This window comes from Pelagicoccus sp. SDUM812005, assembly GCF_031127875.1.
GTDB lineage: Bacteria > Verrucomicrobiota > Verrucomicrobiia > Opitutales > Opitutaceae > Pelagicoccus.
The window spans coordinates 21,207-37,946 of the sequence record NZ_JARXIA010000007.1; the positions used below are offsets into that span (position 1 = coordinate 21,207).

The 16,740-nt window shown below is 56.6% G+C and carries 7 protein-coding genes; 1 reads left to right on the plus strand and 6 read right to left on the minus strand.

Annotation, left to right across the window (positions count from 1 at the left end; genetic code table 11):
* Positions 1 to 112 precede the first annotated feature (112 nt).
* A complete protein-coding gene (locus QEH57_RS10005; RefSeq protein WP_309006592.1) occupies positions 113 to 6,517 on the minus strand; it encodes a malectin domain-containing carbohydrate-binding protein in 6,405 nt (2,134 codons plus the stop codon).
* 386 nt (positions 6,518 to 6,903) lie between these two features.
* Here QEH57_RS10005 and QEH57_RS10010 point away from each other — a divergent pair, with 386 nt between their 5' ends.
* Complete coding sequence (locus QEH57_RS10010) at positions 6,904 to 8,319, plus strand: hypothetical protein (RefSeq protein WP_309006593.1); 1,416 nt, start codon at positions 6,904 to 6,906, stop codon at positions 8,317 to 8,319.
* A 662-nt stretch (positions 8,320 to 8,981) separates the two neighbouring features.
* Here the strand turns inward: QEH57_RS10010 and QEH57_RS10015 are convergent.
* The 5 genes from QEH57_RS10015 to QEH57_RS10035 all read right to left on the minus strand — a co-directional run bounded on the left by QEH57_RS10015 (position 8,982) and on the right by QEH57_RS10035 (position 16,286).
* Positions 8,982 to 10,172 carry a DUF4263 domain-containing protein gene (locus tag QEH57_RS10015; RefSeq protein WP_309006594.1) on the minus strand — a complete coding sequence of 397 codons (1,191 nt, stop codon included), beginning with the start codon at positions 10,170 to 10,172 and terminating at the stop codon, positions 8,982 to 8,984.
* Complete coding sequence (locus QEH57_RS10020; RefSeq protein WP_309006595.1) at positions 10,169 to 11,488, minus strand: restriction endonuclease subunit S; 1,320 nt, start codon at positions 11,486 to 11,488, stop codon at positions 10,169 to 10,171. Before QEH57_RS10020 ends, QEH57_RS10015 begins: the two co-directional genes overlap by 4 nt.
* Positions 11,485 to 12,921 carry an N-6 DNA methylase gene (locus QEH57_RS10025; protein ID WP_309006596.1) on the minus strand — a complete coding sequence of 479 codons (1,437 nt, stop codon included), beginning with the start codon at positions 12,919 to 12,921 and terminating at the stop codon, positions 11,485 to 11,487. Before QEH57_RS10025 ends, QEH57_RS10020 begins: the two co-directional genes overlap by 4 nt.
* A gap of 145 nt (positions 12,922 to 13,066) precedes the next feature.
* The gene (locus tag QEH57_RS10030) at positions 13,067 to 13,738 is read right to left on the minus strand and encodes an Abi family protein (protein ID WP_309006597.1); all 672 of its coding nucleotides are present in this window, start codon (positions 13,736 to 13,738) and stop codon (positions 13,067 to 13,069) included.
* A gap of 160 nt (positions 13,739 to 13,898) precedes the next feature.
* Positions 13,899 to 16,286 carry a DEAD/DEAH box helicase family protein gene (locus tag QEH57_RS10035; protein ID WP_309006598.1) on the minus strand — a complete coding sequence of 796 codons (2,388 nt, stop codon included), beginning with the start codon at positions 16,284 to 16,286 and terminating at the stop codon, positions 13,899 to 13,901.
* Positions 16,287 to 16,740 lie beyond the last annotated feature (454 nt).

The window sequence follows — 16,740 nt, forward strand, 5'->3', positions numbered from 1 at the left end:
TAAGGTTGGCTTGTAAAATAGAGAAAGGCGTGGCTCGCATTGTCGAGCCACGCCAGAGTTTTATGTATTCAGCGAGGAGGTCAGCGAGGACGCTCGCCGAAGCTTAGCTTGCTTAGGGAGCGTCCCAGCTGAGCAGGGCGTTTCCGTTGATGACCAGCTCGTCGCTGGAGATGCAGCCTTGCAGCGTGGACGATCCGTTTAAGGTAACCTTGCCTAGCGGCGCTTCGACGAAACCGTGGAGGTTTGCGGCGCCGTTGAGCGTGAGGTCGCCGTCCGAGAAGCGGAGCCAAAGCGATTCCGGGAAGGCGGAGTCGCCGATGCTGGCGCTGTTGAGCGAAACGTTGCCGCTGAGGTTTAGAACGACAGGTCCTACAATCTGGATACTGGTATTGTTTCCGTTAAGGGTGATGCCTTCGAGGTTGTAGACGTCCGGCTCGGTGGCTCCGAGGGTTCCGAGGACGAAGCTGCTGCTGCCGTTGGCGGTCAGGCTTCCGTAGGTGCCTGCGGGAAGAGCCCGCGAGCCAGCGTTGCTGTTGAGGGTGAGGTTTCGCAAGGTGGCGAGTTCACCGATCTCGTCTTCCGGATGGTTGAGCGAGACGTTTCTGGTACCCTCTGTCGCCGGCGCGGGATCCACGGCTGGCAGGCTCGGAGGGTTGACGCGGCTGACGAGGTGGTTGATCGAAGCGCCACCGTTTAGGGTGATGCGGTAGTCGTCGGGAGCGATGTCGCCTCCGGCATCGATCTGTCCGGCGAAGCCGGGTTGTCCGTTGACGCGAATCTCGGGAGTGCCGGGAAGCAGAAGGTCACCAGAGACTGCGGTTCCACCGTTGAGGTTGAAGGAACTCGCTTCCACCAACTGCACCGAGCCGATGACGCCGCCGTTCAAGGTCGGAGCGTTGCGGACCAGGGCGGTCGCGACGATGCTTAGGCTGGCGTTGGCTTCGCCTTGATAGTTCAGGTCATCGATGCTGACGCTGACGTCGTAGGTTCCTGGATACGTAGGAGCTACCGGGGACCCGTCGAAGAGAAGGGTCGCTTCGAGATCGGCAGGATCGGTGGTGAGAGCCAACTCCGCTGGAGCTCCGTCGTAGACTTTCCAGAGTCCGTCCAAGCTCAGGCTGGCCGTGGCCTGGGCCACCTCGAAGGAGGCTTGCTGGGCTTCGGCGGGGAGGTAGTTGGCGTCGCCTGCTTGGGTCGCTTCTACGGTTACGTTCCCCGCCCCGGTGAGCGTGACGGTGTTTCCGGAGATTTCGGCCGGACCGCTGACCACGGCGAAGGCGACCGGCAGGCCGGAGCTTGCCGTGGCGTTCACCTCGAAGGGCGCGTCTCCGTAGGTCTTGGAGGAGATGGCGTGGATCGAGATCGATTGGCTCGCCTGGGCCACCTCGAAGGAGGCCTGCTGGGCCTCGGCGGGGAGGTAGTTGGCGTCGCCAGCTTGGGTGGCTTCTACGGTTACGTTCCCCGCCCCGGTGAGGGTGAGGGTGTTTCCGGCGATTTCGGCCGGACCGCTGACTACGGCGAGGGCGACTGGCAGGCCGGAGCTTGCCGCGGCGCTCACCTCGAAGGGCGCGTCTCCGTAAGTCTTGGAGGAGATCGCGTCCAGGTTGATGCTTTGGCTGGCTGCAGCGACGTCGAGCACGAGCGTAGCGATACCGCTGCCGTATTCGTTGCTGGCAGTGAGCTCGATGGTGAAGCTTCCGGTTTCGCTTGGCGTGCCGGAAATTTCGCCGCTCGCTGGATCGATGGACAATCCAGCGGGAAGGCCAGTGGCAGCGTAGCTAGTGGGCGTATCCGAAGCGAGGATACTGTAGCTGAAGGGACTGCCGTAGGCGCTGCTGGCGCTGGATGCGCTGGTGATGCTTGGGCTGGACCCTTGTGGCTCTTCGGTCTCGGTAGAGCCGTTGGTAGAAACCTGCGAAACGATCTGGAAGCCGCTGAGGCCGGTACGGCGTCCGGAAACGCCGACCACGCGGATGGAGCTTTCCGTGAGCCCTCGGAATACGACGTACTCTTCGCCATCGACCGCTTCGGCAGCGGTAGTGGCGAGGGATTCGTTGTAGGTGCCGTCCCACTTCCGGTCCGTGTCGCGGATGTATTTGGTAGCTTGGACGACCCAGGTGGATCCGTCGTGGTACTGCAGGTTCACGTCCATGGTGATGGGCACGGTTTCCCCTGACTTGCGACCGCTCCAGTAGACGTAGAGGTCGTAGGTGGAATAGGGGATCTCGGAGGCTTCGAAGGCCATGGAGGAGACGTTGCTGCGGGCGCGTTGGCTACGCATCATCTTCGCATCGTCATCGAGGGGAGCTGGCATATCCGGCGTTTCGTCAGCGTAGGGATAGGCCGTATTGGTGAACTTGATATCGGCCGTGGTGGCGTTTCCGTTGCTGTCGAGGACGTCTATCAGGTTTTCGTTGTTCACGGTGGAGTTGCTCCAGTAGGCAACCGGTACGGCGCCTACGACGTCGCTGGGTGCGAGCACGTTGTTGTCAGTCGTGATGTTGACGCTGATGGCGTCGCCTGAGGTCGACCCTCCGCCGCTGCTTGCGGCGGTGGTGACGATGAGCGCGTCGCTTTCCGCGGAGGCGTTTTCAGCTTCGTCGCGAGCGACAACGGTAGCGCCGTACGTGGTTTCTGGAGACAGGCCTGTGATGTCGATCGTGGTATCGGTAACGGACCCGAAGAGTACGCTATCGAGGTAGACGTCGTAGGCGGTTACGGCTACGTTGTCGGTGGAAGCGTCCCAGCTAAGGGTGAATCCGCTTTCGCTGACGTTGCTGCTTTGCAAGTTAGCGGGAACGCTAGGAGGCGTGAGGTCGCGCGAGACGATTTGGAAACCGCTCATTCCGATGCGGCGCCCTGCGGTGGTGACAATCTTGAAGTCCGTGTCAGTGCGGGCACGGAAGACTACGTATTCGTTACCATCAACTGCATCGCCTGAGGCGGTAGCGGTGGATTCGTTGTAGGTGCCATCCCAGGCGTGATCGTTATCGGTGATGTATTTGGTTTCTTGAGTCACCCAGGCGGAACCATCCCAGAGCTGGAAGCTGACCGTCATGGTCTGGGGAGTCGAGTCCGCGGAGCGAAGGCCACCCCAATAGACGTAGACGTCGTAGTTGTCGTAGGGGACCTCTTCTGCGTAGACGGCAGTGCTGGAGGAGTTGCTCGTGGCTCGCTGGGTGCGCATCATGGACGCGTCGTCGGCGAGTGGGGCAGGGTACTCCGGAGTGCTGTTCGGGTAGAAGAACGCCGTATTCGCGAAACGGATATCGAGCGTAGTGGCGACTCCTTCGCTATCGGTCGCGTCGGTGAAGGTTTCGTTGTTTACCGTGGAGTTGTTCCAGTTGGTGGCAGCGACAGCGCCGAGGCTGTCGGTCGAAGCGACTTCTTGTCCAGGGTTGGTGACGTTGAAGCTTACGATTCCGTCGCTGGAGGTACCGCTACCTCCTCCGCCGGTGGTTTCGGCGAGGGTGGTTACGCTGAGGGCCGAGCTGGCGGCAGAGGCGTTTCCGGCTGCGTCGAGCGCTACGACAGTGACGCTGTAGCTCGTTTCTGCAGTGAGTCCACCGATGGTTTCGGTGGTAGCGGAAACGGTGCTGTAGAGCGATCCGTCGAGGTAGACCTCGTAGCCGGTGACGGCGGTGTTGTCGCTCGAGGCGTCCCAGCTGAGGTTGAAGCTGGTTTCGGCAAGGGCGCTGCTTTGCAGGTTTGTCGGAACGGTCGGAGCTTCGGTGTCGGGCGCGGGGCCGTCGTTAGCGAGGAAGCGCACGGCGTCGGCGATAACGTGCCCGTTGGTGTTGTCGGTACGAAGGACCACGCTGTTGGCGGTGCCGGCAGCAAGGTTGTAGGTGCCGAGCAGGACCCATTCGCCGTTGTTGTTGCGTTGGTTGACCGAAACGGTGTCGGTACCGTTAGCGTGTATGATATCTACGGGTACGTTGCTGGCGCGGCTGCTGGAGCTGGTCCAACGTAGGAAGACGTCGTAGAGTCGAGCGGCGGGCAGGTCAGGCGTGTAGGTGACGGACTTGCTGCCTTGCTCTAGGTTTTCGTTGTGCTGGTAGTCAGCGCCCCAATGTCCGGATACGGAATTGCTGCTAGGCCAGCTTCCCACGAAGGTGACGCCAAGCTGGGCGTCGTTGTCGAGGATGATTTCGGCGCCCACGGTACCGTCGTCGAGAGTCTTGACGATTGCTTCGTCGCTAGGAGCGGAAAGGTTTCCGTTTACGTCGCGAGCGCGGACGCTGACGAAGTAGGAGGTGTAAGGCGACAGTCCGGTAAAGGTGTAGGAAGCAACGGAGGTTGTTCCTTGGTATTGACCATCCAGATACACGTCGTAGCTGTCGACTCCGGTTTCGTCGCTGGCAGGATCCCAGGTAACGGTGAAGCCGTCGGTTTGAACGTTGGAGGCGTAGAAGTTCGCCGAAGGTTCCGGTGGCAGGTCCGCGGAGGCGGCAGGTAGGATCTCGATGCCGCTAATCATGGGATTGTCTGCGGAGGCGGTGAAGACTAGGTCGAGAATGTTGTCCTCTACTTCCACGAAGCCGGATTTGACGAGAGCAGTCTGTGAACCGCCTGCTTGGTCGAATACGTCGATGTCGATCCAACCGGCCGGGTAGCTGTCTTCGGCGGAAACGGTGAAGACGCGTTGGCCGGCAGCAGTGATGCCGTGGTAGGTTTCGGCGAAGTGCAACTTCACTTCGTAGATCCCGTTGGCGAGGATGATGCTGTAGTCGGAAACTCCCCAGCGCTCGGTTTGGTAGATGCGATCGTCGAGGGTGCCGGCGATTTCGATGGCGCCGCGATCGGCCATGCCGCCGCCGTTGTCGCTGCTATGGTCGGCGACCCATTCGTTGCCGTTGGAGTCGGTGAAGCTGCTTGCTCCTCCCGATTCGATACGCGTTACCACGGGAGTGGTAGGGAATGTGATGACGATGTTGATGCTTTGGGATGCCTTGGCTCCGCGGTTGTCGGTGACGGTGCACTCGGCTTCGTAGGTGCCCGGTACGTTGTAGGTATGGGTCGGGTTGGGGGTGTTGGTGACGTTGCCGTCGCCGAAGTCCCAGAGGTAGCTAATGATGGTGCCGTCGGAGTCGGTGGCAGTCGACGTAAAGTCGATGGTGGTGGGCGTTACGCCGCCTGTGCTGGAGGAAGCGATGCTCAGGGTTGGAGCGACGTTGGGAGTCTCGTCGACGCGCTCGCTGCTATAGCCCTTGGTCAAGCCGTAGGTCTGGCTATCCATGGAGTCGAGGGGAACGCCTTGCCAAGCTGGATCGGCCGCGACGTATTGCGGGTCGGTCCCTTCGCCCGGACGGTAGGTCGCGGTATCGATCAGGTTGACCGAGGAAGATGCGAAAACGGCGGTGGCGCTGGTGGTGGAAAGGATCGAATCGGATACGGTAACCGATGCTCCGTTTTCGATGGAGACGCCGTGTCCGTTGCCGTGCATGGTCGAGAAGTCGACCGTGAGTTCGCCGCCGCTGCCGCTCACCCAGAGGCCGTAGGAAGAGCCGGAACCGCCTTTTTTGGAGTTGAAGGAGGCGACGCAGTTGAACATCTGGCCGTTGTCGGCCCAGTGGCGGTAGCCGCGAGAGTTGTCCGCGGAAACGCAATCTTGGTAGGTGATGTAGGAGGCCTTGTTGTCGAAGCCGGCGTCGTTGTTTCCGTAGGCTTTACAGCGGATGTAGAAAACGTTGTAGGTGCCGCGCTCGGTGCTGAATCCGTCACCGTTCCAGTACTTGGAGCTCGACTGGTTGTATCCGTTATTCAATGCCACGCAGTCGATGAAGGTAATGTCGTGGATGATTGGCTGTCCGTCCGTGTCGTCACCGGCGAATCCGTTGGGGATGGCTCGGGTGGGGAAGGACAGGTCGCCCGCGTTGCAATCCGTGAAGCAGGAATCGAAGGTAACGAAGCTCGAGTAGTCGCCGATGCGGAATGCTTTCTTGGTATGGCGGATTACGGTACAGTCCTTCACGAGGATCTCGCTCGTGTTGTAGAGGCGGATCGCGTCTTCGATGGTGTCGAAGTGGAGGTTTTCGAAGAGGATGTTGGTGCGTAGTGTATCGGTAGTACCACTACGACGCATCCCTATGACGAAGGGTTGATCCTTGAAACGGAGGTTCTTGATCTCCCAGTAATGGGCAGCTCCAGGAAACTCCAGGAAGGTGTAGTTCGCGTTGTTGTTCACGTCGAAGGTACCCTGGAAGAGCGGCAGTCCGCCGCCTGTATCCACACCTTCGAGCGCCTTGGGCGAACCGCTGGTGCCGCTAGTCGTGATATCGATGGGCGATACGGTATAGGTGCCGCTTCCTAGGAGAACGCGGTCGCCGGGAGCGGAGCTGTTCAGAAGCGTCTCGATCTGGTCTTGGGGGGAGGCGTTTGACCAGTCGGAACCATCTTGGGCTCCGGCTCCAGTGGGGGTGACATAGTAGTCAACGGCATACATACGTGCCGGGATGGCGAGCAACGCAAGCGTCGCCAGCAGTTTTAATAGAAACGTCGGGAACGACCTTTTCATAGATTTGGGTGTCAGGGGGTTGTTTGCGCTGAGCGCAGGATTCGTTGGAAAGGCGCAGCTTCCGTGTGGTCCACGGTGAGGCGGAACGCGCGGGGCGGCGCAGAGGGTGTCTCAGGCTGACCAAGATGGGGCAGGCCTGATACGGGTATTCTCCTCTCTCTTGTCCATCTGGAAGGCGGCTGCCAACCCTCGGGTTCATGTATAAATAAGCTGCTGAGAGGGTAAAATCGGGGTAGGGAAGTCGGTTTGCAGCGCCTCGCGCAAGGCGGTTGTCGAAGCCGATTCGGGAATTGCAGGGGGTGCATAGTTAGTCATGCAGCGCTGGCTTTCTCCCGGACGGCTTTGAGGCGAAACTGATACCATCCCCGAATACCAATTTATATCCTATGAAAAAACGTAAGATTCTCTTTTTACCCCACGGCAATCTGCAGTATTCCCAGTTAGATCCTTCCAAGCGCGGCTGGGTCGCGCAGCAGTCCTACGAAAAGCTTTTCGAACTGGTGGCTTCCGACGACCGCTACCGCATTGCCTTCGAGGCGAGCGGGAAGACGCTCGAGATCATGGCGGAGCAGTATCCAAAATCTCTCGACAAGTTGAAAGCCCTCGTGGAGGAAGGTCGTATTGAGGGGGTGGCGTCGCCGCATACCCATATCATGTTGTCCAATATCGATCCCGAGATCGGGTTTCACAGCTTGTTGGACGGATTGGACTCCTGGGAGCGCTACGTGGGAGTGCGGCCGGTCACGGGCTGGAATCCCGAATGCAGCTGGGCGGAGTACTTGCCGTCGATTTACCGGGAAGCGGGTTTCAAGAATTTGATTGGCGACGCGGACAGCCTTTTCTTGTCCTTCGACGAGATCCGCGAAGCGACGGGACTGCGTTACGACGTGCGCAGCCATAGCAACAAGAACAAGCTCTTCCGCATCGAAGACTATATTGCGGACAAGCCCGACTTCCTCCGCTTGCTCACGAATCCGACCGAACTTTCCAATGGCCTGCGCTTGATCTTCCGTTCCGACATGATGGCCAATCCGATGCTTTGGTACTTGATGGGGGCGACGGAGGGGAATCGCGAGACGCCGGTGCAGCTGGAGGAGATCCGCGAAAGCCTCGAGCGTTGGTCGCAGCGCGTGGAGGAGACCGGCAGCTTTATCATGCCCTACGCGGAGGATGCCGAGTATATCGGCACCAGCGCCTATTTTTACGTGAAGCAGTTTAACGAAGCGCGTTTCTTCGAGCCGATGCCGGAGAGCGTCGATCGCTTCCAGGAGCTGCTGGACCTGTCTCTAGATCTTGGATACGAGATGGGAACGCCTGCCGAGGTGATCGATGCGAGCGAGGAGGTGATCAAGTCGGACCAAGTTTACAAGGTGGACAATGGCATCGCCTGGCACGGTGGCACCGCCAAGGCCTGGGCCAATACGGTGTACTCTCGCATCATGGATCCGGTGTGCCGGGATATCCATGACGGGCTGCGCCGCGTGAGCCAGCGTTTGGGAACGGATTTCGGCACTATGCGCGACGACCTGCAGGCGGCTCGCCGCTTGCTGACGAACGCGTGGGTTTCCGATAGCCGTTGGCCGCCGCTGCCGACCACTCCGGGCCGTTTCAACGTGAAGGAGTCGATCGCCGACTTGAAGGAGGCGAACACCATGCTGGAGAACGTGATCGTGACGGTAGGCTTGCTCGAGCTGAAGTCGCTCTACAGTCCGGAGCTGATCCGCACGCAAATCGCCAGCATCGAGGAAGAGCTGATGGCGATGGACTATTTCGAGGAAAGCGGGGTTCCCGCTAAGGTTTAGAACTTTTTGTTAGTGTAGTTCTAGTTGAATGGGGAAGCCCACGCTTGGGGAAGCGTGGGCTTTTTCGTGCTTTTGGGTTGAAGGGGGGGCGAAGCGTTAGTTTCGGATCGTTGACTTGTGTTCTTTTGCCCACGACGGAGCGACGCGGAGATAGCGAAGCAATGAGCACGAATGGGGATGGGATGATTGGGAATGTGTTTTTTGAACCACAGATGACACTGATTGTCACAGATCGTGGATACGGTTGAGTCCTGAGGGAGTGGGGGTCGCCGCAGGGAGGTCCTGTTCTGCGTATTGTCTATGCAGGTTTCCCGCTAAGAGACCTTTAGTAGCTGTTGCGTAGATCTCCGTTGTTTTCTGGTAGCTTTTGCCGGAGGCGGCAGTTGTTAAGTACTGCTTAATAACTGAGGCTCCCTCCAGTTCGTTGTCGCTGAAGACGCTGATTTGAGACGGGAACGGAGAGGCCGTATAGCTCCGCCATCATCTTCTACGTTAGCCAGATGTTCTTGTCCTCGCAGCGGCATTTCGATGCTGCCTTCCGAACTTGTGGCAAAGCTCAGGAGATCCGCCGTGGAGACGCTAGTGAACGAGGCTTATTTGTTTTAACCACAGATAGCTCGGATTGTTTTGATGGATCTTATGTTTTCAGGAGATGTCCTTTCTCAGGATCCTTGAATCTGTCGGTGTTGGTCTCGGATGACTTTCAAGCGGCGCACTAAATCGTCGTAAGTCATGATATCGACAACGTTGCGATACTTGCGGCGAATGACTTCGAAGTCGTTCTTCTGATCATTTGTGAGGTTGTTGTCTCGGCCCATGATGATCAAACCCGTTGGATTCACTATTTTGATCTCGAGGCCTTGGGGAAGCTTCGATCCATACTTCTCGTTGAGCTTTCTCTCGCCAAGTTCTCCCCATCGATTGAAGTGGTAGAGGTACTTCTCAACCTGCATGATAGTCCCTGCGAGCTCACGCTGTGGGACATGATTTCCGCGATAGTCGTTGGGAGTTACAGAGTGTTGGTCGGAAGGTTTCTTAATTTCGATGACGTCTATAAAGCCGGAGGCGTCGACTAATAGAAAATCAACGCGACGTGTGGTATTGGCCCAGCTATCGTTGACAGGGCCTTCTTTGAAGGCGCGGATGTAGCGGGGAAAGAGAAGGAGAACGACTTGGAGAATTTCATCCTGCCATCGCGCTTCATTGTAACTCTCGCCGTTCTCAAGCATGGTCTCGATCTTTTCAGTAAGATCGGCAAACTTTTGAAATTCGTAAGGAGCATAGCTTAGCTGAGGCTCGCTACCTTGATATGAGTCCTTGGTGTTGAGGTAGTTTTCGTATCGCACCTTGTAATCGTTTTCGATGGGGAGGTGGTTTCGTATGATGGACGAAATGCGAGCCTTGGCGTAGCTGTTGAGCTCGTACGTGTTGGGGAATTTTCGAAGGAGTAGTCGGAACACTTCCGTCGGAAGTGCTCCTTCGGCGTCTCCACCAATGGTGAGTTGGGAAAGACCAAACTCGTTGAAGCGGCGGAAGATGGCGATGTTGCGCTCCGCCGCGAATATTTTGCGTTCGAGGTTTATCGAGGTGTGGATTGCTAGGTCGAAGTTTATGCCTAGTACTTCTCGATCGATGCGGAAGTAGGAATTGGCTATCGTCCCGATGCGGAATACGAAGCGATCGCTGTCTTCGTCCTCGATCCATTGCTCGTTGGTAACGAAAAAGATGCGAGCGCTGAGGCTCGCTTCGCCATTTTCTGCGAGTAGCTCACGTATCCAGCTCCCGTCTTGGTTTTCGGGCATGTAATCCAGGAGTAAGCCCGTTCCATCCTCTGTCTGCTCGAAGCGAATCATGGGGCGAAGGCTTCTTTAAGGACGGCTTGCAGGAGTTGGTTGGCGTGGGCTTGGGAGTGTTCGATTTCCGCTTCCAGCTCGCGGCAAGTTTCCATCAAGGCATCCACGCGTTCGACGATGACCGCTTGCTCGGCGAGGGGTGGAAGGGGGATCGGAACTGTTCGGACATTGGGTAGATTTAGTCCGGGCTTATCACCCTTTGAATAGCTCAGTAGCACTCCGCGAGGTCCGTTGTCTGTGGTTAAGCAGCGGTGAATCCAAACGGACAACTTGGTTTCCATCAATCGGGTAAGGGCGATGTGCTGACTAACATAAGCCTCTTCGAGTTGCTGGTCGACTCGAGCGGTTTTTCCGCAGTTTCCGCCTGTTATCGTTACTAAAATATCATCAGGCTGAACTAAGGTCCGTTGGCCTTCCATTTTATCTGGGAGATCAACAAAGGCGGATTGCGACAGATCCAAGAGATCGGTCTTAATGTTCTGAGCTCGGATGAAGAGGGATCCTTGATTTGCGTAGTAAGCTTTCCAACCTCGTGAACCACTTGTAACAAATTCAGTTAGTTCACCTAACCTGCACCACTCCCAGCTGTCAGGAATCTCGCAGGTGATCTCTTCGCTGGTGACCTTAGGTAGCGGCTTCTCTTTGCGGATTTTCTTTTCGGCGACGAGGCGGGCTTTTTCGACTTGGATGCGTTTGAGGAGTTCGCTGGCTGGCTCGACGTCGAGATTCTCAGCCCGCCAGTCGGCGGTGAGCTTTCCTTGTATCGCTTCTTGCAGGATGGCTTGCTTGAGCTTCTTGAGAAGGGATCGTTGGTGGTCGATCTCTTGATCCATACCAAGCTCTTCTATTGTACGAAGCTTCTCAACGAATCCTTGCTGTCCAGCTAGATCGAGATCGGGTAGCTCTACTTGATTTAGTAGATTTTTAGGAGTCAGATACTTGCGGTTGGTTGTTCCGGACGAAAGCTTCGTTATGTAATCGGCGAAGGCTGGAATTCTGAAGAGAGTCTCCAAATAGGTTGGGTCGACTTTTTCCAAATTTATATCGGCAAGAGCCATGTTGCCTGATGCAAGAGTGCCTGCATGGGTAGAATGAGTTACTCCGAATGCTCCATTTTTGGTATCAACTTTGCACCACATCAGTTGATTGGATTCTATGACTTGATACGTACGCATCGTAAGCTCCTGCCCCAGGACTCGCCTCCTTACCACTACTCCTTTGCCGTAGTTTTGGACCCCTGATATCTCGTAAGACTTTTCGTCTTCGATCTCGATGGTGTTTTTGTTTCTCAGCTTGATTGCGTCACCAAGTTTCATCCGTGAAGAAGCGTTCTGATTTTTGAAATTATCGCTGCGGTCTTCTCTTGAGACTTCGTAAGGGAATCTAACACGTCATTGACCGACAAGTCGGACTCAGACTCTTCCTCGTGTGGATTCTTCACGTCCAGGTCGAAGCCCTTTTTGAGGTCTTTGACGGAGACTTTCCAAGCGCGGTCTGACTTTTTGCGTTTGTGCCACCATTTGATCATGGGGGCGAACTCGTCGAATTGGATGGGCTTGGTCTTGGAGTAGCTTTTTTGCCCTTCGGGGAGGCGGTGCTCGTAGTACCAGATGTCTTTGGTGGGCGTGCCTTTTTCGAAAAATAATAGGTTTGTGGATACAGTGGCGGGATGGAAGGTGGACTGCGGGAGGCGGACGATGGTGTGCAGGTTGCAGTCGGTGAGCAGCTTTTCGCGGATGCGTTCCTTGTATCCATCTCCGGTGATACAGCCGTCGGGCAGGACGATGGCGCAGCGGCCGCCGGGCTTGAGGAGCTGGAGCATGAGAATGACGAAGAGGTCGGCGGATTCGCGACAGCGGAAGGCGGCGGGAAAGTTGGTCTCGACGCCTTCGGCGATGCCGGCTCCAAAGGGCGGATTGGCAAGGATGACTTCGACTTGGTCGCGCGGTCCGATGGAGGCGTATTCGGTCTTGAGGCTGTCTCGGTAGTGGTAGTCGGGCACGTCGATACCGTGCAGGATGAGATTGGTGAGGCCGAGAACGTAGGCGACGGGCTTGTATTCCCAGCCGGTGACAGTTTTCTGAAGCGTGGCTTCGTCGGGCAGGTCGTGGACTTCGTTGGCCCGGATGTAGTCGATAGCGGCGGAAAGGAAGCCGCCGGTGCCTGCTGCGGGGTCGAGTACGTGCTCGCCTAGACGAGGATTGGTCATCTGGGTCATGAGCTGGGTGATGGCCCGCGGGGTGTAGTATTCGCCTTTGTTGCCGGCGTCGCGCAGCTCGATGAGGATGGACTCGTAGATGGTGCCGAAGATATGGCGGTCGTCGCTGTTGTTGAAATCGAAGCCATTGAGCTGGTTGATCACCTTGCGCATGGCGTAGCCGGACTTCATGTAGTTGTTTAGTCCGTCGAAGACTTCGCGTACCAGGGCGGCGCGCTCGGGGGCTTTGGAAGACTGGAGGTTCTTGAGTTTGACGAAGAGGCCTTCAGTGGGATGGTCGATGAAGAGGCGGAGCTCGTCGCCGGTGATGCCTTCGGGATCGGTGGCCCAGTTTCGCCACTGGAATTGCTCGGGAATGATGGACTGGTAGCCCTTTCGGATGTACTCTAACTCTTGGTCCTTCTCGTCGAGGATTTTGAGAAAGAGCATCCAGCCTAGCTGCTCCAGGCGTTGAGCGTCGCCGGAGATGCCTTGGTCTTCGTTCCGCATGATGTTGCGGACGTTTTTGATGATGGAGGAAATGTTGGGCATGAAATGGAGTGTTCGCGAAAGGGTGGGCTTCTAGCGAATTTTCAGACAGGGGAAACTATAATCTGGCCGCGATGGGTGGAGTGTTGGAGCAAGAGCTTGAGATGTTCGCTACGGTGACGCTGGCTAAAGCTCAGCGCTACGTGCATCAGAGGCTTTCGATCTTTTTTAGCCACGGAACGAGTCCTGCGGCACGGACGGCGTCGAAACGGTCTAGACTCTTTGCGTAGTTGGCTAGTTCGGGGCAGATCCATCGTGTGATGGTTGCAATGTGTTGGTGCCGCAGATCGAGGTCTTTCCAATGGAGGATGCGCTCGTGGTGGAAAACTCGGTTGCGCAAGTCCCTGATTGCGAGCCAGCGGAGGTCTAGCTTAGTGGTGTTGCGCTCTGCCTTGGGGGCGTGCTGAAAGACCGTTTTTGCTATGTGGTGGCTGAGACCGGTGCGGTTGTGCTGTTTGTTAAAGAAGCCAGTCCAGAAGCCAAAGCTCAGCTCAGCGACTATGCGTCCGGGACTGGTTGGCTTACGGAGTTTTTGTAGAGTGATCTTAGCCTCTTGGACTTTGGTGTTTTGCCAAGGAAGGAGTTTCGCAGCTCCGTCGTACCAGTTTTCGGCTCCGAAGCGGTTTGTGAAGGAAGTGTGTATGGCATTGCGGAGGGCGATTTCCGCAAACTGAAGCGAGGGGTAGAGGGCTTCTGCGAGAGCCATGTTGAGAGCGTAGCGAGCTAGGGCGGTTTTCTCGTCGGCTCCGTCTTGACGATAGGCGTCCAGCCGTTCGGTATGCAGGGCGGCTTCGATCTGAGGAAAGGAAGGTGGGGTCATGCGGAGGGGACGAGTAGCTCAGAAGAATTCAATTGACTACGAGGTCAATAGGTCGATGTTAGAGATCGTACACCTCGGAACCCCTTCCTTCGCTCAATGTAGCGAATAGGCGCCGGGGTTTCTTTTTGCCCAGGCGAAACGAAGCGAATCAATCTACGAGTCATGATGCTTCGTACAGGGCTGTTGCCAGAGTGTGGACCGCCTCGTCGTAACCGTTTTTGCCCCCGAAGGCTTTGATGATCTCCGGAGCTGTGCCGAGGGTGTTGATGGGTCGGAGGGTAATGACTGCGGGGTCTTCTAGGTCGGACAAGCCCTCGTCGGCATACTTGTCTAGCAGCCCGTCTAGGACGGAACGGGCGAGTTCCCCATAGCGAGTGAAGTAGTCGCGTTTGCGAACGTTGTCGGCGCGTTCGCGGCGGGTAAGCGGTTTTTGCTCGAAGGCGATGTGGCAAATTAGGTCGAACGGTTCGAAGTCGGCTCCAACTTCTTCCTGGAGAGCGGAGAAGAATATTCCTTTGGTCTCCAGTTCTTCGACGATAGCTCGCTTGCGGTCAGCGTTCTTCCAAGACGTCAGGAATTCGTCGAGCGAGGCGTAGGAGCGTCGGATGCTGTTTCGAGTGTAGTCGAGGAGGCGTTCGGTGATGATCTTGCCATCGGGGCCCATGTACATGACCCGCTCTTTTACGACCATGACGTCGATCCCGTTTACGGTGACTTTGCGGCGTCGAGGGTAGTCGTTGGCGTCTTCGGCGAGGATGGAGATATCGGGGCGTTCGGAATCTGCGAAGTCAACTGCGTCACCCGATACATCGTCGATGATCTCCTCTTCGCTCGCCTCACTGTCCGCTCCTGAAATGTTGTCTTGCTCGGAGGTGTCCTTGATGCGCACCGGATCGCCGTCGAATTCGGGGTCAGCGAAGAGAGCGGTGACGTTTCGAAAATCCATGATGGTGAAGTAGTGCTTACCGAAGTCTTCGTTGATGCGGGTACCGCGTCCAATGATCTGCTTGAACTCGGTCATGGATTTGATCTCGGAGTCGAGCACGATGAGCTTGCAGGTCTGAGCGTCGACGCCAGTGGTCATGAGCTTGGAGGTGGTGGCGATGACGGGGTAGCGCTCGGAAGGGCTGATAAAGGCATCGAGGTGCGCTTTGCCGATGGCGTTGTCGCCTGTGATTTGCATGACGTATTTGGAATTCTGCGACACGAGATCTTGATTGGCGTTTGCTAGCTCGGTCCGCATACCTTCCGCGTGCTCGATATCGGTGCAGAAGACGATTGTCTTAGAGAAGCGGTCGCTGCCCTTGAGGAATTCGGTGATTTTCTTGGCTACGGTTTGGCGGCGTTCTTCGACGACGATGTTTTTGTCAAAGTCGCTGCGGTTGTAGACGCGGTCCTCGACTTCGTCGCCATCCTTATCCTTGTACCCTGCGGGTGGTCTCCAACCTTCGGCATCGATGTCGAGGGTGACTTTGATCACTTTGTATGGAGCTAGGAATCCATCTTCGATGCCTTGTTTTAACGAATAGGTGTAGAGTGGGTCGCCGAAGTATTCTGAACTGGATACGTCCTCGGTTTCTTTGGGGGTGGCGGTGAGGCCGACGTGAGTGGCTTTCGAAAAATAGTTCAGAATCTCCCGCCACTTGCTGTTGTCCCTGGCACTGCCGCGATGGCATTCGTCGATGACGACTAGATCGAAAAAGTCGGGACTGAACTGCTTGTAAGCGTCGGTGTCGTTGTTGTCCGATAGCCCTTGGTATAGGGCGAGGTAGATGTTGTAAGCAGTATCGATCTGCTTCTTCTTGATGACCGTCATGGCCTCCTTGAAATGCCGGAAGTCCCCACGTACTGTTTGGTCGATGAGAGCTGTACGGTCGGCAAGGAAGAGGATGCGTTTCTTAACGCCACTTTTCCAAAGACGGTAAATGATCTGAAATGCGGTGTAGGTTTTGCCGGTGCCGGTGGCCATCACAAGCAGATGACGATTGTCGCCTTCGTTGCGGGCGATGGCGTTGACCGTGCGATTGACGGCAATCTGCTGGTAGTAGCGAGGGGTTCGCTTTGGGGTGTCGATGTAGTAGTCTTGAGAAGCGATCGATTCGGCCTCGGAAGTGATGTTTTTGGCTATGCAGTACTTTCGCCAAAGAGCTTCGGGCGAGGGAAAGGATTCGAGGCTCAGCTCGGATTCAATAGGGCTATCTGACGCCGTCTTGTCGTGGAAGGCGAAGGCGTCGCCGTTGCTGCTGAAGACAAAAGGAATGTCTAAGGTCTCAGCGTAACCTAGCGCTTGCTGGAGACCTGCTTTGACGGAATGCTTGTTGTCCTTCGCCTCAATTACAGCGAGTGGGATGTTCGGTTTGTAGTAGAGTATGTAGTCCGCGCGTTTTCGTTCGCCACGAGTATGAAGCTTGCCTCGAACATAGATGCGTCCATCGGTGAACGAGACCTCTTCGCGTATTTGTGATGCGTTGTCCCAACCCGCTGCGATGATGCTAGGCGTAATGAACTTGGTGCAGATGTCGCGTTCGCTGAGGGACTTTTTGTTCATACCACGGTCGCGAGGTTGTCGGTGGAGTTTTTTGGGGAAGAGGTTTTTCTACTGGCAGGCATCGGAAGGGATGGAGGAAGCGGGCGCGATCGCAAATGGGGCTGTGGTAGGCTAGAGTTGTTCGAGGACAGGGATTTTAATGCGCGACGTAAAAGTCTGCGGCAATGGTAAAAGCGCCTATGGTGCCAATATCAGGAAAGCAGCTAGGTAGCGGGCTGCTGGCGTCAGCGGCGCGAAGGGCACTCTCCGTTGAATATCTGGAGGAGTGCGGGGGCGAGCGTGCTCTTGATGTGCCAGATCAGCGTCTGGGCGAAAGGCCGCAGGTAGTGCGGATTTTGGATACGGAGCTAGGTGAGGCAGGTGGGAACAGGCGTGTTCGGCGAACTCGCTCTACCTCGTAGGGCGGGACTTGCGCTGCCTGGGCATAGCTTTGCAGTGCCACGGGATTGTAAGG